This is a genomic window from Bradyrhizobium sp. Unk1, from assembly GCF_059512345.1.
The window spans coordinates 88,831-105,496 of the sequence record NZ_JCAMOP010000024.1 but is presented as its reverse complement, the minus strand read 5'-3'; the positions used below and the strand labels follow the sequence as shown (position 1 = coordinate 105,496).

General features: G+C 64.7%; 23 protein-coding genes. 12 read left to right on the top strand and 11 right to left on the bottom strand.

The features are described from left to right. Nucleotides 1-38: 38 nt before the first annotated feature. Nucleotides 39-224, top strand: coding sequence for a hypothetical protein (locus AC5ZFO_RS28250; protein ID WP_282519540.1), 186 nt, complete (start codon nt 39-41; stop codon nt 222-224). Nucleotides 225-246: 22 nt separating this feature from the next. Here the strand turns inward: AC5ZFO_RS28250 and AC5ZFO_RS28245 are convergent, their stop codons facing one another. Together AC5ZFO_RS28245 and AC5ZFO_RS28240 are read right to left on the bottom strand one after the other, a co-directional pair. Further along, nucleotides 247-495: a hypothetical protein gene (locus tag AC5ZFO_RS28245; RefSeq protein WP_282519539.1), complete on the bottom strand. Its 249-nt coding sequence runs from the start codon at nt 493-495 to the stop codon at nt 247-249. A 110-nt stretch (nt 496-605) separates the two neighbouring features. Next, nucleotides 606-995 (bottom strand): hypothetical protein, encoded by a 390-nt coding sequence (locus tag AC5ZFO_RS28240; RefSeq protein WP_282519538.1) that lies wholly within the window; start codon nt 993-995, stop codon nt 606-608. Nucleotides 996-1,124: 129 nt separating this feature from the next. On the opposite strand from AC5ZFO_RS28240, the gene AC5ZFO_RS28235 reads away from it, so the two are divergent. After that, nucleotides 1,125-1,907: an SDR family NAD(P)-dependent oxidoreductase gene (locus AC5ZFO_RS28235; protein WP_282519537.1), complete on the top strand. Its 783-nt coding sequence runs from the start codon at nt 1,125-1,127 to the stop codon at nt 1,905-1,907. Between the two features lie 95 nt (nt 1,908-2,002). Here the strand turns inward: AC5ZFO_RS28235 and AC5ZFO_RS28230 are convergent, their stop codons facing one another. Together AC5ZFO_RS28230 and AC5ZFO_RS28225 are read right to left on the bottom strand one after the other, a co-directional pair. Beyond that, complete coding sequence (locus tag AC5ZFO_RS28230; protein ID WP_282519536.1) at nt 2,003-2,233, bottom strand: DUF6894 family protein; 231 nt, start codon at nt 2,231-2,233, stop codon at nt 2,003-2,005. Nucleotides 2,234-2,609: 376 nt separating this feature from the next. Beyond that, on the bottom strand, nt 2,610-3,638 hold the full coding sequence (locus tag AC5ZFO_RS28225; protein WP_282519535.1) for a hypothetical protein: 1,029 nt from the start codon (nt 3,636-3,638) through the stop codon (nt 2,610-2,612). Nucleotides 3,639-3,973: 335 nt separating this feature from the next. On the opposite strand from AC5ZFO_RS28225, the gene AC5ZFO_RS28220 reads away from it, so the two are divergent. Beyond that, on the top strand, nt 3,974-4,591 hold the full coding sequence (locus AC5ZFO_RS28220) for a L,D-transpeptidase (protein ID WP_282519598.1): 618 nt from the start codon (nt 3,974-3,976) through the stop codon (nt 4,589-4,591). A gap of 67 nt (nt 4,592-4,658) precedes the next feature. On the opposite strand, the gene AC5ZFO_RS28215 is transcribed toward AC5ZFO_RS28220, so the two are convergent. Next, entirely contained in the window at nt 4,659-5,090 is a 432-nt protein-coding gene (locus AC5ZFO_RS28215) for a COG4315 family predicted lipoprotein (protein ID WP_282519534.1), read from the bottom strand. Nucleotides 5,091-5,211: 121 nt separating this feature from the next. Continuing rightward, on the bottom strand, nt 5,212-5,676 hold the full coding sequence (locus AC5ZFO_RS28210; RefSeq protein ID WP_496122846.1) for a MarR family winged helix-turn-helix transcriptional regulator: 465 nt from the start codon (nt 5,674-5,676) through the stop codon (nt 5,212-5,214). A gap of 106 nt (nt 5,677-5,782) precedes the next feature. Here AC5ZFO_RS28210 and AC5ZFO_RS28205 point away from each other — a divergent pair, with 106 nt between their 5' ends. The 3 genes from AC5ZFO_RS28205 to AC5ZFO_RS28195 all read left to right on the top strand — a co-directional run bounded on the left by AC5ZFO_RS28205 (nt 5,783) and on the right by AC5ZFO_RS28195 (nt 9,330). Further along, nucleotides 5,783-7,705 (top strand): FAD-binding monooxygenase, encoded by a 1,923-nt coding sequence (locus AC5ZFO_RS28205; RefSeq protein ID WP_496122845.1) that lies wholly within the window; start codon nt 5,783-5,785, stop codon nt 7,703-7,705. Nucleotides 7,706-7,861: 156 nt separating this feature from the next. After that, nucleotides 7,862-8,881 carry an SH3 domain-containing protein gene (locus AC5ZFO_RS28200; RefSeq protein WP_496122844.1) on the top strand — a complete coding sequence of 340 codons (1,020 nt, stop codon included), beginning with the start codon at nt 7,862-7,864 and terminating at the stop codon, nt 8,879-8,881. 221 nt (nt 8,882-9,102) lie between these two features. Next, nucleotides 9,103-9,330: a hypothetical protein gene (locus AC5ZFO_RS28195; RefSeq protein WP_224580733.1), complete on the top strand. Its 228-nt coding sequence runs from the start codon at nt 9,103-9,105 to the stop codon at nt 9,328-9,330. 15 nt (nt 9,331-9,345) lie between these two features. On the opposite strand, the gene AC5ZFO_RS28190 is transcribed toward AC5ZFO_RS28195, so the two are convergent. Then, on the bottom strand, nt 9,346-9,624 hold the full coding sequence (locus tag AC5ZFO_RS28190) for a DUF3551 domain-containing protein (protein ID WP_282519531.1): 279 nt from the start codon (nt 9,622-9,624) through the stop codon (nt 9,346-9,348). A 111-nt stretch (nt 9,625-9,735) separates the two neighbouring features. On the opposite strand from AC5ZFO_RS28190, the gene AC5ZFO_RS28185 reads away from it, so the two are divergent. Further along, nucleotides 9,736-9,942, top strand: coding sequence for a hypothetical protein (locus AC5ZFO_RS28185; protein ID WP_167768232.1), 207 nt, complete (start codon nt 9,736-9,738; stop codon nt 9,940-9,942). A gap of 88 nt (nt 9,943-10,030) precedes the next feature. Further along, a complete protein-coding gene (locus AC5ZFO_RS28180) occupies nt 10,031-10,405 on the top strand; it encodes a hypothetical protein (RefSeq protein WP_282519530.1) in 375 nt (124 codons plus the stop codon). A gap of 12 nt (nt 10,406-10,417) precedes the next feature. On the opposite strand, the gene AC5ZFO_RS28175 is transcribed toward AC5ZFO_RS28180, so the two are convergent. The 3 genes from AC5ZFO_RS28175 to AC5ZFO_RS28165 form a co-directional block, all read right to left on the bottom strand. After that, a complete protein-coding gene (locus tag AC5ZFO_RS28175) occupies nt 10,418-10,987 on the bottom strand; it encodes a TetR/AcrR family transcriptional regulator (RefSeq protein WP_282519529.1) in 570 nt (189 codons plus the stop codon). Further along, a complete protein-coding gene (locus AC5ZFO_RS28170) occupies nt 10,987-11,331 on the bottom strand; it encodes a DMT family transporter (RefSeq protein WP_282519528.1) in 345 nt (114 codons plus the stop codon). Before AC5ZFO_RS28170 ends, AC5ZFO_RS28175 begins: the two co-directional genes overlap by 1 nt. Nucleotides 11,332-11,553: 222 nt before the next feature. After that, on the bottom strand, nt 11,554-12,219 hold the full coding sequence (locus AC5ZFO_RS28165; protein ID WP_282519527.1) for an O-methyltransferase: 666 nt from the start codon (nt 12,217-12,219) through the stop codon (nt 11,554-11,556). A 97-nt stretch (nt 12,220-12,316) separates the two neighbouring features. On the opposite strand from AC5ZFO_RS28165, the gene AC5ZFO_RS28160 reads away from it, so the two are divergent. The 3 genes from AC5ZFO_RS28160 to pdxY all read left to right on the top strand — a co-directional run bounded on the left by AC5ZFO_RS28160 (nt 12,317) and on the right by pdxY (nt 14,662). Beyond that, nucleotides 12,317-12,961: a TetR/AcrR family transcriptional regulator gene (locus AC5ZFO_RS28160; RefSeq protein ID WP_282519526.1), complete on the top strand. Its 645-nt coding sequence runs from the start codon at nt 12,317-12,319 to the stop codon at nt 12,959-12,961. Between the two features lie 96 nt (nt 12,962-13,057). Further along, nucleotides 13,058-13,699, top strand: a complete 642-nt coding sequence (locus tag AC5ZFO_RS28155; protein ID WP_282519525.1) for an FMN-binding negative transcriptional regulator — start codon at nt 13,058-13,060, stop codon at nt 13,697-13,699. A gap of 144 nt (nt 13,700-13,843) precedes the next feature. Then, nucleotides 13,844-14,662 (top strand): pyridoxal kinase, encoded by an 819-nt coding sequence (gene pdxY, locus AC5ZFO_RS28150; RefSeq protein ID WP_282519524.1) that lies wholly within the window; start codon nt 13,844-13,846, stop codon nt 14,660-14,662. A 6-nt stretch (nt 14,663-14,668) separates the two neighbouring features. Here the strand turns inward: pdxY and AC5ZFO_RS28145 are convergent, their stop codons facing one another. Beyond that, a complete protein-coding gene (locus AC5ZFO_RS28145; RefSeq protein ID WP_282519523.1) occupies nt 14,669-15,991 on the bottom strand; it encodes a hypothetical protein in 1,323 nt (440 codons plus the stop codon). Nucleotides 15,992-16,298: 307 nt separating this feature from the next. Here AC5ZFO_RS28145 and AC5ZFO_RS28140 point away from each other — a divergent pair, with 307 nt between their 5' ends. Next, nucleotides 16,299-16,463 (top strand): Flp family type IVb pilin, encoded by a 165-nt coding sequence (locus AC5ZFO_RS28140; RefSeq protein WP_028169565.1) that lies wholly within the window; start codon nt 16,299-16,301, stop codon nt 16,461-16,463. Nucleotides 16,464-16,666 lie beyond the last annotated feature (203 nt).

Here is a 16,666-nt window from a genome sequence, read left to right as displayed (position 1 = left end):
GAGCCAGGCGCTGCGGTTTCCTGAACGGGAGAGCGCCCATGATGTCCGAGATCCAGGTTCACACCGTCGCGCGGCAGATGCTGGAACGGCATGGTTTCGCTGCGATAGCGAAGGCGGCCGAACAGGCCCAGGCCTGTGAGGGCCGCGGCGAAGCCGATGACGCCAAGGAGTGGCGTCACATCGAGGACGCCATGAAGATCATCCGCGGCCCGCACCAGAGCTGACACGCGGCCAGAGTGAGCGCGCTCAACGCTCCCCGCGGTCGGCGCCCGGCTGCGAGGTGCGATTTTGTGTCTGCGGCTGGGGGCGCTCGCCTGTCTCTTTGCAGGGCAGCGGTTCCCACGAGCCGTCGGGCGCCTGCTGGTAGGCACTACAGGATGACGAGGTGGATTTTTCCTCGCCTTTCTGGGCATCGGAATTCTTCGCCAGAGCGGGCGCGGTCAGCACCGTGGCGGCCGCAAATGCGCCGGCGAAAACGAAATGGATACTCCGCATGTGGGCTCTCCTGTTCGAATTCGAAGAGGCCGCATGGTGTCGAGGAATATGACGATAGTTAGCCGCCGCGACGGTTCCGCCGCGGGGTGCTTAACGCTGCGAGAGAACGCCTAGCCGCCCTTGCTGCGGATCAGGCCGGCGAGGTTGGTCTTCTGGGCCTCGCACCAGCCGGGCATGCCGAGGCGGCGCTGGTCCATGTCGGTCGCCTGCGTCGCGACCGCGACCTCGGCCATCAAATCGTCGTCCTGCTTCTCGCCCATCTTGCCGCCGGTGTGCATCCAGGCGATCGCCTTGCGCACCTTCTCGGTGGTGCCGTCCGGCAGCTGCATCTGCTGCGCCTTCTGGACGAGATCCTGATAGACGAGATCGGTGTTCGGGCATTCCACCTTGGCGGCGAAGGCCTGCAAGACCAGCGTCACATAGGTCGAGCGTGCACGGTCCGCCGCTTGGGCCGGCGCGGCGAGCAGTAACAGACCTGCGATCAGGAAACCGGTGCGCATCCTTGGTATCTCCTCCGTTTTTTTGGGAGGCTAGCGTCCGGCAAGCCACTCCGCAATGGTGCCGGGACGTATTTGTCGCTCCCCGGTGCGGTGCGCTATCGTCACCCGTCCCTGGCCACGGAGAGCGACATGAGCCTGTTGAGCACGCCGTTCGACCCCGCACGCGACACGGCGCTCGTCACCGGCGCAGGCAACGGCATCGGTCGCGCGATCGCGCAGGCGCTGGTCGGCGAGGGCGTTCGGACCCTGTTCGCCGATGTGAGCCCGGAGCGGGTGAGTGCGGCGATCAGCGCCAGCAGCAGGCCTGAATTGGCGGTCCCGTGGGTCGGCGATCTCGCCAGGGCAGACGCTTGCGATGCCCTGCTGGCCGCCGCAGACGGGCTCGGCGAGGTCTCGCATTTCGTGCACAGCGCATCGCCGCCGCGGCGCGAGGCCGATCATGCGCTCGCGGTCGACCGCAAGACCTGGCAGGAGATGCATGCCGTCAATCTCGATGCCGGATTCCATCTGGCGCGCGGGCTGGCAAACCGGCTGATCGCGGCGAAACGACCGGGCTCGTTCCTGTTTCTCACCTCGCTGCATGCGGGCACGCCGCGCAACCTGCCGCATTATTCGACGGCAAAGGCGGGGATGGCGATGCTGGTGAAGGAGCTCGCGAAGACGCTCGGCCGTCACGACATCCGCGTCAACGCGCTGGTGCCCGGCGCGATCGCGGCGGGCGGGTTCGTTGCCGACGCCTCGCTGGCGAAGCACATCCCGCTCGGGCGTCTCGGCGAGGCCGAGGACCTCGCGCCGATGGCGCTGGCGGTGCTGTCGAACAAGCTCTCGGGTTACGTCACCGGCGCAGCCTTCGTCATCGACGGTGGATTGTCGCTGACGAACTGGTTCGAGCCGCCGGAGCTGGACCACTAAAGCCCCGTTCCGATGACTCGGAACGGTGCTTTTGATTCCCGGTTCGACGCGCTTTTACGCGAACCGGTTTCCATTTCGCTCGAAAACGCTGTGGCCTAGCGTCGCCAGGCGGGCACGGGATCGAGCGGCGTGCGATAGACCTCATTGTGATCGCGATCGGTGACGCGCACCGCGCAACCTTTCCGTTGCAGCTCCGGCTTCACCTGCGACAGCTCGGTAGCCAATTGAACGGCGCGATCGGAAGCGCCCTCGATGTCTTCGAGGATGATTCCACCCTGGTTCTTGAACTCTTCACCAACCACGAGATCGAAGGAATAGTAGGGCATTCGAATTCCCCGGTGTGACGACGTGAGCTTCAGTGGAAGTCTCAACAGATTTCGGATGATACCACTGAGTCGATATTTTCGAATGAACGGGTCGCGCAATCTCTGTGCTTATGGCGCAGAAATCATGTGCAGCATTCGCGTGTGTTAAGATTTTATTAAATATGTCGACGTGATCATAAGGCATGGAATTGCAGCAGAACCGGGCTCCGGGAACCGGCAGCTGCAAGAGAAGGCCGGCGGCATAAATCCCGACGGCCTTTTCTCTTGACGAAAGACGATCGAAATATCGTCTCCGTAATCGCCCGGACTCAACGCATCGCATCGACTCGGACAGCTTGGACGACGTCGCGACAGCGACGCTGCGCTCGCGCCTGGTCTAGCGCAGCGGCATCGGCGGACGCACGACAGGTCCGTCGTCATCGGCAACGGCTTGCGTCGTGGCGACCGGTGCTGCTGTCGGCGCGACCGCGGCAGCCTGCGAAGGCGCAGGCGGCGCGGGCGAATAGGCCGGCATGTAGGTTTGCGACACGACTGGCTTCGGCTTGCGCACCGGAGGCGCCGGAGATCGCGGCGGGAGCGTGGACACGCGCGCGCGCGGATCGACCGGCTTGACCTCAGTCACCGGCTTCGGCGCGGGCGGTTTGGCCATCTCGCGCGCCATCTGCTCCTGCCCGGCCTTCAACTCGGCAATGTTGGCCTTGAGCCCTTCGATCTGCTGCGCCATCGCCGCGAGATCGCGCGTCATCGATTGCACCGACTGCGCGGGATCGGGCTGTGCCGCGACCGGCGCGGCTGCTGCAACCTGAACCGGAGGCGGCGTCGCAGGTTGATCGGCCGCTTGATCCGTTGCGGCTTGCTCAGCGGGCGGCGCGGCCTGCGCGGCGGTGACCGGCTCGGCGGTGACTGGCGCCGCCGTTCGCGATGTCGAAGGCAGCAGCGAGGTCAACGCAGTCAATGCTGGTTTCCATTCGGCGAGCATCTGCCTGGCCGTGTCGCCATGTTTCTCCCAGGCGACGGTGGCGGCCGCGCTTCCGCCCGCAAACAAGATCGTAACGAACGCGCCGCGCAGCCATTTGCCGGCGGCGGATCGCTTCCGCCGGTTGGGACCATCGCCGGCCGCGACGCGCACGGCGGTGTCGACCGAGGAGGGCACTGCCGTCTGCGGCTCCGAGACGGGACTGAACTTCGGCTCCAGATTGATGGTGCGCTCCGGCGCGAACTTCGGATCTGTTTTCGGCTCGGGGCGGGGCGTGATCTCAGGGGCCAACGCGGGCGCAACGCTGATGGGGCGCGAAGCCAGCACCATGTCGGGTGAAATCTGAATGGCGTCGTGCGGATCGTTGTCCTTGACCGTGTCCTTCACGATCTCATCGACGATTTGCCTGGAATTCAGCGTCGCGAGCATTGCAGCTCCTTTGCAGTCCGAGTGTTTAATGTATGGGCGTCCGCATTGGCGCGAGCCGATCTGTCGAGGTGAACCCATCCCAAATCCGGTGAGTCAGCACGATGACCCACGAGTCCAGCCGGGTTTGACCAAAGCAAGGCGAGGGGATGGAGACTGTGCGACGCTTCTCCGCCGTTTGTGGTGATGGAACCATGCCGGTGGAACACGCGCACGTGTTCCGCACTGCCTTTTTTTCAGCACGATTTGGGCAGCATCTGGCGTCGCTGGGAGCGCAACTATCCGCTATCGGGGGGCCGGTGGTGCCAAAATCTTTAATCGTATTGTTCGTCATGGCCATGCTTCCGCTCGCTGGCTGCATGCAGACGACGCTTTCTCCATCGACGGATGCGAGCATGACGCCGCGCGACCGGCAGTTGCTTGCGCACACGCCCTACGCGCAGGCGAACGTGCCTGAGCAATATCTCCGTCATATCGTCGACTATCCGCGCAAGGAGCAGCCGGGCACGATCCTGGTCGATACCGATGCGCGCTACCTCTATTTCGTCCTGCCCGAAGGCAAGGCGATCCGCTATGGCGTCGCGGTCGGCGAGGAAGCCATGGCCTTCTCCGGCGTCGCGCGCGTCGGCCGTCTGGCGGAATGGCCCGACTGGGTCCCGACGGCGGACATCCAGGCGCGACTCGGACCATATCCGGCGCGGGTCGCCGGTGGCCCCGCCAATCCACTGGGCGCGCGGGGGATCTATCTCTATCTCGGCAACAAGGACACGCTCTACCGTATCCACGGCACCAACCAGCCGGAATATATCGGGCAGGCGATCTCGTCCGGCTGCATCCGGATGCGCAACGAGGACGTGATCGATCTGTTCGACCGGGTGAAGCTGAATGCGACGGTGGTGGTGCTGCCGCCCGGGCAGAACGCGCGGGTCGCCGCGGGGTCTAGCTGGCGCGGGTAAGCGCGGTGCGATCGGTGATTCCACTGCTCACGAGGCTTTCGTCGTGGGCAGGGCTGCCGGTCGAGACCTAGTTCTCAGGCCGGGCGACGCGCCATTGCAGCGTCGTGGCATTGCCGTTGGCGTCGCCTGGCGCCTTGTCGGCCGGCGAGGTGTAGAGCGGACGATAGCGGTATGCCCACATCTTGCTGCCGTCGTTGCGGCTGATCACAGTGAAGTCGCCGATGGCCTTGGCGTCGACCGTTGCGGGCAGCGGTACCCAGCTCTCGACGCACTTGCCGTTGCAGTTCGACGTCTTGCCCGTGGTGTCGCGCTCGTAAGTGTAGAGCGTCATGCCCTTGAGGTCGACGAGCGTGGGACCCTGCTTGGTCAGGACCACCTTCGCCGGTGCGCTCGTGGCCTCGGGCTTCGGCGGAGCAGGGTCGCCACCGCCATGGCCGTTGGCAAGCGCGGGACCGGCCGAGAGCGCAATGGCCGTCGCCGCAATGAGGAACCTGAACATCCGAAACTCCCGAGCGGCAAAGTTAATCGCGTGTTAAACGCCGAATGTTGCCGACCGTAGCAGCCGAAGGTTAGTTCCAGGTTTCGCGGCACTGCGACAATTACGGATGGAAATACGGGGTTTATGCCTGCACCTCGCGCAGCGGGGCACGGCTGAGCTCGTTGCCGGCGGCGATGGCCTTGCGCAGCAGCCGCATCAGCTCCTCGCCTTCCTTCGCGCTGAGACCGCGCAGCATGACGCGCTGGGCGGACTCCACCACCGGAGTGATCTTGCGTAGCGTGCGTCGGCCCTCGTCGGTGATTTCGAGCTCGCGGGCGCGGCGGTCGCGGCTGGAGGCGCGGCGCTCGGCAAGGCCTTTCTGGACGAGGCGGTCGATGACGCCGGTGATGGTGGTACGGTCGTAGGCGATCGATCCTGCGAGCGTCACCTGGTCGAGCCCCGGATTGGCCTTGATGGTCGCAAGTGCCGCGTATTGCACCGGTGTGAGGTCGAAGCCGGCTTCGCCGACCTCGGCCAGAAACACCGCCACCGCGATCTGCTGGAACCGGCGCGCCAGATGCCCGGGCATGTCGTTGTTGTCTTTCACCGAATTCTCCGTTTGGGGCAGGGACGGCTCGCGATCATTGACAAGTATACTGATAGTCAGCATACTGAGCAATATCCAAACAGAACGTTTGCCGGGAGAGGTGCTCATGCAATTCCATCTCAATGGATTTCAGCCGGGCGATCCTGAAATCGCCGATCCCGCCGACCGCATTCTGGCTTCGGGCGCAACCGGGGCCGTGCCTGACGAGGTCGACGTCCTCATCGTCGGCTGCGGCCCTGCGGGCCTGACGCTCGCGGCCCAGCTTGCGCAATTCGGCGACATCAAGACCTGCATCGTCGAGCAGAAGCCGGGCCGTTTGCTGGTCGGGCAGGCCGACGGCATCGCCTGCCGCACCATGGAGATGTTCCACGCCTATGGCTTCAGCGCGCGCGTGCTGAAGGAGGCCTATTGGGTCAACGAGACGACGTTCTGGAAGCCGGACGAACGGACGCCGGAGAAGATCTTGCGCAGCGGCCGGGTGCAGGACGTCGAGGACGGGCTGTCGGAGTTTCCGCACGTCATCCTCAACCAGGCGCGCATCCATGATGGCTTTCTCGACATCATGCGCCGAGCGCCGGCCAAGCTCGAACCGCATTACAACCGGCGCCTGCTCGACCTCGAGGTCGATCCGGCCGCGGGCCCCGCCGACCATGCCGTGACGGTGCGACTCGAACGCGGCGATGGCGCACACGAGGCCAAGATCGAGACCATCAAGGCGCGCTATGTCGTCGGCTGCGACGGCGCGCGCAGCACGGTGCGCAAGTCGATCGGCCGCGAGCTGCATGGCGATTCCGCCAACCATGCCTGGGGCGTGATGGACGTGCTGGCGGTGACCGATTTTCCCGATATCCGCTTCAAGGCCCTGATCCAGTCGGCGAAGGACGGCAGCCTGCTGATCATTCCGCGCGAGGGCGGCTACATGGTCCGCCTCTATGTCGAGCTCGCAAAACTCGATGTCGGCGAGCGCGTCGCCAATCGCAACATCACCGCCGATGACGTGATTGCGAAAGCGCAGCGGATCCTGAAGCCGCACACGCTGGATGTGAAGGAGATCGCGTGGTGGTCGGTCTACGAGATCGGCCAGCGCCTGACCGACAAGTTCGACGACGTTCCGGAGCCCGAGATCGCCTCCCGCCTGCCACGCATCTTCATCGCCGGCGATGCCTGCCATACCCACAGCCCGAAGGCGGGGCAGGGCATGAACGTCTCGATGCAGGACGCTTTCAATCTTGGCTGGAAGCTTGCCGCCGTCCTCCGGGGGCAGTGTGCACCGAGCCTCCTGCATTCCTATTCGGCCGAGCGCCAGGCGGTTGCGAAAGAGCTGATCGATTTCGATCGTGAGTGGGCGGGCATTCTCGCCTCCGCCGCCAAGGCTGGCGGCGCCCATGCGGCCAAGACGCAGGACTATTTTGTCAGGCACGGCCGTTACACCGCGGGCACGGCGACGCATTACAGGCCGTCACTCCTCACCGGCGCAACGACTCACCAGCATCTCGCCGAAGGACTCGTTATAGGCACGCGCTTCCATTCCGCGCCGGTCATTCGGCTTGGCGACGCCAAGCCGGTCCAGCTCGGCCACGCATCGCAGGCCGATGGCCGCTTCCGAATCTACGCGTTCTCTCCCGCCGAGAATCCCGCAGCGTCGAGCTCGGCCATCCGTGCCTTGTGCAATTTCCTCGCTGAGTCCCGGGAATCTCCGATCCGGCGATATACGCCCAAAAGCACCGATATCGACAGCGTGATCGATCTGCGCGCGGTGTTTCAGCAGGATCATCGCGAACTCGCGATCGAGGCGATGCCGCCGATGTTGCTCCCGAGCAAAGGCCGTTACGGCTTGTACGATTACGAGAAGATGTTCTGTCCGGACCTCAAGAGCGGCCAAGACGTGTTCGCGATGCGCGGCATTGATCGGAAGGCCGGTTGCATGGTCGTGGTGCGGCCAGACCAATATGTTGCGGCCGTGCTGCCGCTCGACGAGTTTGCTGCGCTTGCGTCGTACTTCGATGGCTTCATGCTCCAAGCGAATTGACGGACTAAAACACCCTCGGCGCCCCGCGCCGATGAATGGCGAATGAATATTGAACCGCGCGCGGCGTCCGTCTCAAATCTTTCGACGGATGTGACGACTGCACGCGGAACGGTCATTGCGCCAGCGCGTTCCGACTCGAACGAGGAGGAATTCGCCATGAGACTCAGAACCGCTTTAGTTGCAGCATTGTTGCTTGCCCCGACGGCCGCGCTGGCCGCGCCGGGAGTCGTCACGGTATCGACCGGCTTGCGCGCCGGGCCGGGGCCGGGCTTTCCATTGGTCGACCGCGTTCCCGAGGGCGCCCGCGTCAACATCCATGGCTGCCTGCGCGGCAATGCCTGGTGCGACGTGAGCTTCTCCGACGATCGCGGTTGGGTGTCGTCGCAATATCTCGAATATCTCTACCGCAATCACTACGTCTATCTGCCTGACTACGCCGACCAGATCGATGTGCCGATCGTTCCGTTCGTGCTGACCTCGTACTGGTCGAACTATTACGAGGGGCGTCCCTTTTATCGACGCCACGCCTACTGGAATAATTACTGGACCTCGCATCAGAACGTTGCGGCGCGGATGACGATCGATCCGCGTGCGGCCCGCATCGGCCGTGCGGCGACGCATGACGCCGCAATTGCGCTGGGACGCGAGGGTGTGCGCGGCAAGGGCGACAGGGGCGCCGCCGTGATCTCCGGGCGTGACGCTGGGGCCGCACGGCATGACGCCGCGATGACCAAGCGTGACGCCGCGATCGCGAAACGCGACGCTGTGATCGCGAAGCGCGACGCTGTGGTCACGGCCGACCGGACCCGCGCCGGACGGAGCGAGCGCATCGCGCATGAACGCGCCAATGTGCAAACCCGCAATCCGCGTGATGCACAGGCGCGCATGATGCACGAGCAGACACAAAGCCGCGCGGCGCGTGCACAGCCGATGGCCCGCGCGCACGACGCGCCGCGTGTCTCGGCCGCGCCTGTCGCACGTCCTGCAGCGCCGCACATGGCTCAGCCGAATGTGAGCCACGGTTCGCCGATGAATGCGCGTGCGCAGATGCCGGCGCCGCGCGCGGCAGCACCTGCGATGCCGCACGGCGGCGGTGGCGCTCCGCATATGAATGCCGCTCCGCGCGGCGGCGGCGCGCCGGCTGGCGGGCCTGGTGGCGGTCACCAGAAACACTGACATCGCCAAGAAGGCCCGGCCTTCGTGCCGGGCTTTCTGTTGGCGCGCCCTCGGGTTCCCGGCCCGTCTAATTTAAGAAAGTTCTTCGCGGGCAGATTTCATCGATCGTAATATGTGTACTCAAAGCTGTAAGCATCCACTCGGGGCAGCGGGGCAACGGGAGGATGATGATGAGACAGAGCCAGGCGGAGACGCGCCGCCAAAATGTCGCGAAGCGGTCGATGACCAAGGAGGCCAAACAACTGTCCAGCCTGATCGCCGGGCTGCGCAAATCCCTCGACGGGATTCACAAGGAGCGGACGAGCACGAAGCTCACCGGTGCCGAGATGGGCATGCTCGACGAGCGCCGCAACAATCTGCTGCTGACCATCGCAGCATTGGACGACCGCCTCTCGGCGGTGCAGGGGCTGATTGATCTCGGCCGTCCCCATATCATCCGCGTCCACTAAGCGGATCGCGATCCCCTAACGGTTCCGTCGCGGCGGCGATGGACTCGGGCCCGGTGCCCGGCTCCGCAGGGCATAAGGGTTGGCGTAGCACTGGGCGGACTGCCCGGAAGCAGTCGCGGCGCACTGCGCGATCGACGTGAAACTGCAATCGATGCTGCTGCCGTCGATGGTGTAAATTTCGATGCAGACGGGATAGCGCGGATCGTAGGTCTGCGCCCGCGCAGGTGCGATGGTAAGCAGCGCCACGCCAGGCAAGCCCGCGACAAGCAGAATCGCATTTTTGATGCGGCGCACGATCAATCTCCCTCGCTCAGTTGGAACCAAGGCACAATGCTGCCGTCGATGGCACCAAATTGCCACGCTCCCGGCGAATTGCCGCCAAAGCCCGCTGCCACGAGGGAGCGGGTGCAGGACGACGCAAGGGGATGCGCATTGGCCTATAAGATGGTCGCAGAACGCGACAATGAGAAGTGCAGTTTTGCCCGCGAGAGCCGGTTGCTCATCGTGGCGAAGGCAAAAGTGTGGGCGAGCGAGGGATGGAAGGTCGTCATCACCGACCCGGACGGCAAGGCCTATACTCCGCCCGAATTCGATCAGCTATTGGCGGCGTGACCGCGCGACGGAGCCGATTCTTCTTTTGACGCGTTTTCTTTACGCGAACCGGAATCCACTTCGCTCGAAAACGCTCTGGGGGACGACATTGATTTCGCTGTTTCGACCGGGGCGCGATGTGATCGCGCCCTTGCTGACTCTCGCCGCCGCGGCGCTGACGGTGACGGTCGCGTCCGCGCAAAATCTCGATGCCGGCAAGGCGCCCGCAAAGCTTTTCGCGGACGGCTGTGCGACCTGCCATCGCAGCCCGCGGGGGTTGGCGAAAGGGCGCTTCAGCCTGACGCTCACCTGGTTCCTGAAGGACCATTACGCGACCAGTGCCGACTCCGCCAAGACACTCGCCGCGTACCTGGAGTCCGTCGACGGACCGCCGCCGCGCGCGGCGGGCAAGTCCGGAGCAACGTCCGGTGCAAAGCCGGCCAAATCCGCGCCGCGTCCGCCCAAGGCAGTACAGAGCCAATAGCTGTCGTTCCGGCTATCCGCGCCGATAGGTCTGTGCGATCAGGCGGTCGTGCACGGCACGCAAGTCCGCGCCCATGCGCGTCTGTCCCGTCGTGATGTAGGACAGCCAGGCGCCGTCGGCGGCCAGGCGCACGACGTGGAGTTCGGGCGCTGCGTCATTGGTGCGATGGCGCTTCAGGCGCGCCTTCATCCAGTCGTTCCAGAGCCGGCGCAGGGACGGATCTGTGACGACGACCATGCTCAGCGTCGCCCAGGGCGTCGCAAAGCCGAAGGCCTTGCCGGTGAAGACCGCATTGACATAGGCCCGCGTAAAGCTGCCGCGCGGCTTCGGGTCTGCTTCGATCGCGGCGTCGATCTCGGCATCGACACGGGCAAGGAGATCGGCGAACAGGCCCTCGATCAGCGCCTGCTTGCTGCCGAAATGATGGAACAGCCCGCCCTTAGTGACGCCGGCCGCCGCTGCCACCGCCTGCACCGTGATCCCCGATACGCCGTGATCCATGGCGATCGCCGCGGCATGGTCGAGCAGGGCGCGCCGGACCTGCTCGGGTTGCTTGGCGCGGGTGTAGGCGCTGGCCGGCATCAATGCGCCGTCGTCTGCGAGAACAGGTTGATGACTACGACCCCTGACACGATCAGTCCGATGCCGACGAAGGCTGCGGCGTCCAGCATCTGGCGGAACAGCACGAAGGAGACGGTGGCGGTCAGGATGATGCCGACGCCGCCCCAGATCGCATAGGCGATGCTGAGCGGAATGACCCGGATCGCGACCGACAGCGCGTAGAAGGAGGCGACGTAGAACAGCACCATGGCCAGCGTCGGCCATGGCCGCGTGAACTGCGCGGACTGCTGCAGGAAGGCGGACGCGGTCACCTCGAAGACGATGGCGAGGGCAAGCGCGGAGTAGGCATTGAAGGCGGCGGTCATGGCGAGCTCAGATGTGGCGCGCGAAAGATACCGCGCGGTAGGTATGTTTAGCACGCGGAACATGGCTTTTGGCGGGTGGGATTATCACGTGTGAGTGACGAGCCTGCGACAGGGCGGAGCCTGTCGGCGGCGGCTTGCCGGAGTTTTAGCTGTTTCGCCGAGAAGACGAAGCCGCCGCGCGACAGATCGCACGACGGCTCAGAGTGTCGATTTTATGCAGCGTTAGCTGATCCGCACGGAAAGCTCGACGTCGTCGGCGAAGGGCGTGGACATGTAGCCGCTTGCGGGCCTGCGTACGCGCGCGAGATAGTCGGGGCTGTCGTCGGCGTTGTCGGCGACGATGATCGCGCCCGGCTTGAGATGGCCTTCGACCAGATCGAGGATCTCCGGGTAGAGAGCCTTGGCGCCGTCGAGCAGCACGAGGTCGATCGTGTCGGGCAGATCGGCGCTGAGCGTCTTCAGCGCATCGCCCTCGCGGATTTCGACGAGATCGATCAGTCCGCCGGCCGAGAGGTTGTCCCGCGCCCGCGCCGCCTTGGACGGCTCGAACTCACTGGTGATGAGGCGGCCGCCGCCATTGTCGCGCAAGCCTGCGGCAAGGTGCAGGGTCGAGATGCCGAACGAGGTCCCGAATTCGACGATCACCTTGGCGCGCGAACTGCGCGCCAGCATGTAGAGCAGGTGACCGGTCTCGCGAGAGACCGCGAGCGGTGCGTCCTTCAGGCGTGAATAGAGATCGCGGTAGTCGGTCTTGCTTCGCATCAACCGTGCGCGGTCGGCGTCGGTCAGGTGGGCGAAGGCGGCTCGCGTTGCGCCGCGTGCTGCTTCGTCCTCGTCGAACAGGCGATCCAGCAACGGCGCAAGCGAGGTGATAGTAGGGGTACTCATTTGGTGTCTCCAGAGTTCGCGGCAATACGCGTGCTTGCGTGTGAATTGAAATACGACTAATTCGTCGCATTTCCTATTCGCATACCCCGAGCGCACCATGGCCGATCGTCGAAGCCGTTCAGTTTCCTCACGAAAACAGCCGCAACAGGCCCGCTCCAACGAGCTGGTCGCGGCTATTCTGGACGCCGCTGTTCAGGTCTTGGCGAAGGAGGGTGCGCAGCGATTCACCACCGCGCGGGTGGCGGAGAGGGCCGGGGTGAGCGTCGGATCGCTGTACCAATATTTTCCGAACAAGGCGGCGATCCTGTTCCGTCTCCAGAGCGATGAGTGGCGGAGCACAAGCGAGCTCCTGCGCGGCATTTTGGCGGACCCGACGAAGCCGCCGCCGGCGCGGCTGCGCGCGCTGGTCCACCCCTTCATTCGCTCTGAATGCGAGGAGGCCGCGATCCGTAGCGCGCTCAGCGATGCCGCGCCGCTCTATCGTGATGCGCCCGAGGCACAGGAGGCGCGAGCAGCCGGCGAGGGCATCGTCGCGATCTTCATGCGCGAGGCGCTGCCAGAGGCCCCCGAGGCGTCGCGCGAACTCGCCGGGGAGCTGATCAAGACGACATTGAGCGAGATCGGCAAGCGGTTCTCGGAGACGTCCCGCAGCGAGGCGGAGATCGTGCGCCATGCCGATGGGCTGGCCGACATGTTCTGTGCCTATCTCGAAGAGCTTGCACGACGCGGAGATCATTCCTGACATCTGCGTTTGCGGGCCGATTATTCTTCAGATTTTGCCAGGTCATGGGTTAGCCTTCGCTCGCCGTCCCCTATTCGAGCCATCGAGCGCCGCGCCATGCATCTGCTTCGCCCCCAGTTTCGCATCGAGGAGCAGCGTGCGTTGGAATTTGCCGGGCAACGCGGCTTCGGCATGATCGTCGCGGCGGACGAGCACGGTCCGCGCGCCTCGCACGTGCCGTTCGTGCTGGACCAGCGCGACGGGCAGGTGTTCGTGCAGATCCATTTCACCGCCAAGAATCCGCTGGTTGCCCTTGCGGACGGCACGCGGCGCTTCCTGCTGATCGTTGCCGGCGACGACGCCTACGTCTCCAACGACTGGTATTTTTCGCGCGACAATGTCTCGACCTGGCTCTACGAGGCCGTGCACCTGTCGGGCGTGGCGCATCTGCGCGAACTGGACGAGAACCGCGGGCATGGCGATGCGCTGCTTGCGGTGTCCGAGGCGCGGTTGCCGAAGCAGCCCTGGGACCTCGCGCAGATGGAGCCAAGCAAGCGCGAGAGCATGCTGGCTGCGATCCGGGTCGTCGATCTCGTGGTCGACACGGTCGAGGGACAGGCCAAGCTCAATCAGCACAAGAGCGATGCGGACCATGTCGCGGTCGCTGACCGGCTGGCGCGGTCGGAGGAGACGGGGCACCGGCGGCTGGCGCGGAAGATGCAGGCGCTGCGGCCGGGGCTGGGGTATGAGATGCTCTAAACTTGCAGCCCGGATGGAGCGCAGCGTAATCCGGGATTCATGCCGCGATCTGAGAACCCCGGATTAGGCTTCGCTCCATCCGGGCTACGCGAGCCGTTCCTGCTACGCTTGCTTCGCTCAGCATTTGACCCTACGGACCTCTGCATGCTCGTCATCTCCATTCAAAGCCAGGTGGTCCACGGCCATGTCGGCAACAGCGCGGCCGCCTATGCCATGCAGGCGGAGGGTGTGAACGTCGCGGCGGTGCCGACGACACTGCTGTCGAACCATCCGCGTTATCCGACGTTGCGCGGGCGGGTGCTCGAGACCGAGCTCGTCGCCGATCTCCTGAAAGGTGTCGAGGAGCGCGACCTTGTCGACGAGGCCGCGGTGCTGGTCACCGGTTATCTCGGCTCCCCCGGCAATGCGGAGGTGATCGCCGATTTCGTCGAGCGGGCGCTGACGCGGAATTCGAAACTCGTCTATCTCTGCGATCCCGTGATCGGCGATGACGGCCGTGTCTATGTCGCCGACGGCATTCTGGACGTGGTGCAGCACCGGCTGCTGCCGGCCGCCAACCTGACCACGCCTAACCAGTTCGAGCTCGAGCTGCTGTCGGGCGTCACGATCGCGGACACGCAGAGCCTGCGCGCGGCATGCACTGCATTGGCGGGGCAACGTCGCATCGACGTCGTCGCTACCGGCTGCACGCTCGCTGACACGGCAGAAGGGCAGGTGGAGACGGTCCTGTGCGCCGACGGCCAGCTGTCGCGCTTTGCGACGCCGCGGTTGCCGATCCGCCCCTCAGGCACCGGCGATCTGCTCACCGGCCTGATTGCGGCGCATCTGGCCAAGGGCAAGGCGATGCAGGCGGCGGTGCGGCTTGCGGTCGAAACCATCTTTGCGGTGCTGGTGCGCACGCAAGACGCAGGCACCGCCGAGATGCGCCTCGTACCGCTGCCGATCCCCGGGCGGAAGCCGTAACAGGGGTCAGGTCGCGCGCTTGCCGGCCGATTGCGCCGACTTCTGCGGCTTGGCCAAACTCTTCTGCTCGCGCGCGGCGTGTGTCTTTCGCAGCTTTGCGTGGGCCGCGGCCCGCGTCACCTTCTTGGACTTCACGTTGGCCGCTTCCTTGCGGTCTCCCGTGCCACGCTTCGAGAGGTATTCCTGGCCGTCGACCGGGCCGACATGCGGCGGATCGCGGCCGAGATAGGGCCGGCCGATGCCGAACGCCTTGCCGTTGGCGTCAACCCACTTCCACAGGATTTCGGTCGAGACCCAGCGCTGCGCGCGGTTGTTGCCCTGGGTGCTGACGATGTCGGCCGCCATGCCATGGCCGTAGCCACCGCGGGTGCTGCCGCCATGATAGGAGCGGTCGGAGGCGGCCTTCAGGCCGCTCGCGATCGACTGGCGGTAGTCGTCGCGAAACGCGCTGGTGATTCCCGGCGACAGGCCGGCGGCCTCGGCTGCGAGCATCATGCGAAACAGCTTTCGCTTGAAGCTCTTGTCCATGCCGCCGATGACGTAATCCATCATCGGCATGCTGGCGCGCTCGGCCGCCTTCGGATCCTTCCAGCCAAAATCCTGATCGACCAGCTTTGTGAAGCTGCGCATCACCGTGATCATCTTGCCCCTGCGCTTGATGGTGACGGGGCGGCGGTCCTCGACCTTGATCGAATCCTCCTTCGCGGTGCGCTGATAGAGCGTCCACAGATAGCGGTCGATGCAGGCGTCCATGACAAAGCACTCATCGAGCACGGCGACGGTGTCGGCCGGCGGCGACGGCTTGCTCGCGGCAGGCTCTGGGCCGGTCGCGATCGCCGCGGGCGACAGCGCATCTGTCGGCACAATCTCGGTGGGATCGGCGGATGCGAGCTTGACCACGGGCTCCGGCGCCGGTGCGGCTTCTGCCGGTGCAGCCTCGCTGAGGACGGGCGCGGGTTCAGGTGAAATCTGTAGCGCCGGCGGTGCCTCCGCCGGCAAGATCAGCGCCGGATCGGCCGAGGCGAGCTTGATGACGGCGGCGGGCATCTCGGCTGTTGCGGCCTCGGGGGCCGGATCCGGATTCGGTGTCGCAGCGACTGTGGCCGCGATATCGGCGGTCAGGGCGATGCCATCCTCGATGGCCGCAGCATGCGGGACGTCGGCGAGCTCGAGCCGGCCAAGATCTTTCGCGCGCGACGCGGCGGCAGCATTGGCGCTGCTTTTCTCGATGAGGGCTGGAGCGGAGGCGGACAGGGAGAGCACCAGCCAGCCGGCGAGAACGGCCGAGGGGCACGAGACCGCCACCAGAAGAGACCGCCGATCATTCATGATCCCTGCCTCCAAACGGTTCTGTTCGAACCAATCTTGCATAGTCAGGCACGCGACGCGTCAATTGTTCGGAGGATGGTGTGGCGGCGCAATGGCGCAAATGGGCGAAACGGGGCTTTTCGGGCGGGTGTTGCCGAGGTGCAACGCGAGTTCCCTGCGGTTTCAGGGGCGGCAAGTGGCTGAAAAGCAGCAGCCATTCATTGTCATCAAATTGAAGGGATTGAATTTACTCAATCTTGGATTGCGGCTTGGTATCTCTTCCGCGCCGGCAACGTGCGGTAGAGTTGGAAGGATGCGAGTTGTGAAATTGAAATGCCTGTTGACCGAATTTGCCGCCGATGAATCCGGCGCCACCGCGATCGAATACGGCCTGATTGCAGCCGGTATCGCGCTGGCGATCATCGAGATCATCTATGCGCTCGGCACCAATCTCGTCGCAAAGCTGCAATCGCTGGCGACGGCGTTGAAATAGGCTGCGGGGACACGGGCAGCGCTTGGCGGCTGACCGCGGCTCACAAAAGTGTCATGTCGCGTCCGGCGGGGCTTCGACCAAGCGCTTGTGCGCATTAAACATATTGCCATGCAGTGGGCACGTTGTTGCGATGCAACAGTGCATGTCGCAATGCAGCAAATTGCACTTAAATGTGCTCCGAACCTTCCACTCAGGAGCATCAC

What these genes read in the sequence shown, in the direction of transcription:
- AC5ZFO_RS28250 (WP_282519540.1), top strand. Translation starts at nt 39, where the DNA reads ATGATGTCCGAGATCCAGGTTCACACCGTCGCGCGGCAGATGCTGGAA.
- AC5ZFO_RS28245 (WP_282519539.1), bottom strand. Translation starts at nt 495, where the DNA reads ATGCGGAGTATCCATTTCGTTTTCGCCGGCGCATTTGCGGCCGCCACG.
- AC5ZFO_RS28240 (WP_282519538.1), bottom strand. Translation starts at nt 995, where the DNA reads ATGCGCACCGGTTTCCTGATCGCAGGTCTGTTACTGCTCGCCGCGCCG.
- AC5ZFO_RS28235 (WP_282519537.1), top strand. Translation starts at nt 1,125, where the DNA reads ATGAGCCTGTTGAGCACGCCGTTCGACCCCGCACGCGACACGGCGCTC.
- AC5ZFO_RS28230 (WP_282519536.1), bottom strand. Translation starts at nt 2,233, where the DNA reads ATGCCCTACTATTCCTTCGATCTCGTGGTTGGTGAAGAGTTCAAGAAC.
- AC5ZFO_RS28225 (WP_282519535.1), bottom strand. Translation starts at nt 3,638, where the DNA reads ATGCTCGCGACGCTGAATTCCAGGCAAATCGTCGATGAGATCGTGAAG.
- AC5ZFO_RS28220 (WP_282519598.1), top strand. Translation starts at nt 3,974, where the DNA reads ATGCTTCCGCTCGCTGGCTGCATGCAGACGACGCTTTCTCCATCGACG.
- AC5ZFO_RS28215 (WP_282519534.1), bottom strand. Translation starts at nt 5,090, where the DNA reads ATGTTCAGGTTCCTCATTGCGGCGACGGCCATTGCGCTCTCGGCCGGT.
- AC5ZFO_RS28205 (WP_496122845.1), top strand. Translation starts at nt 5,783, where the DNA reads ATGCAATTCCATCTCAATGGATTTCAGCCGGGCGATCCTGAAATCGCC.
- AC5ZFO_RS28200 (WP_496122844.1), top strand. Translation starts at nt 7,862, where the DNA reads ATGAGACTCAGAACCGCTTTAGTTGCAGCATTGTTGCTTGCCCCGACG.
- AC5ZFO_RS28195 (WP_224580733.1), top strand. Translation starts at nt 9,103, where the DNA reads ATGACCAAGGAGGCCAAACAACTGTCCAGCCTGATCGCCGGGCTGCGC.
- AC5ZFO_RS28175 (WP_282519529.1), bottom strand. Translation starts at nt 10,987, where the DNA reads ATGCCGGCCAGCGCCTACACCCGCGCCAAGCAACCCGAGCAGGTCCGG.
- AC5ZFO_RS28170 (WP_282519528.1), bottom strand. Translation starts at nt 11,331, where the DNA reads ATGACCGCCGCCTTCAATGCCTACTCCGCGCTTGCCCTCGCCATCGTC.
- AC5ZFO_RS28165 (WP_282519527.1), bottom strand. Translation starts at nt 12,219, where the DNA reads ATGAGTACCCCTACTATCACCTCGCTTGCGCCGTTGCTGGATCGCCTG.
- AC5ZFO_RS28160 (WP_282519526.1), top strand. Translation starts at nt 12,317, where the DNA reads ATGGCCGATCGTCGAAGCCGTTCAGTTTCCTCACGAAAACAGCCGCAA.
- AC5ZFO_RS28155 (WP_282519525.1), top strand. Translation starts at nt 13,058, where the DNA reads ATGCATCTGCTTCGCCCCCAGTTTCGCATCGAGGAGCAGCGTGCGTTG.
- pdxY (WP_282519524.1), top strand. Translation starts at nt 13,844, where the DNA reads ATGCTCGTCATCTCCATTCAAAGCCAGGTGGTCCACGGCCATGTCGGC.
- AC5ZFO_RS28145 (WP_282519523.1), bottom strand. Translation starts at nt 15,991, where the DNA reads ATGAATGATCGGCGGTCTCTTCTGGTGGCGGTCTCGTGCCCCTCGGCC.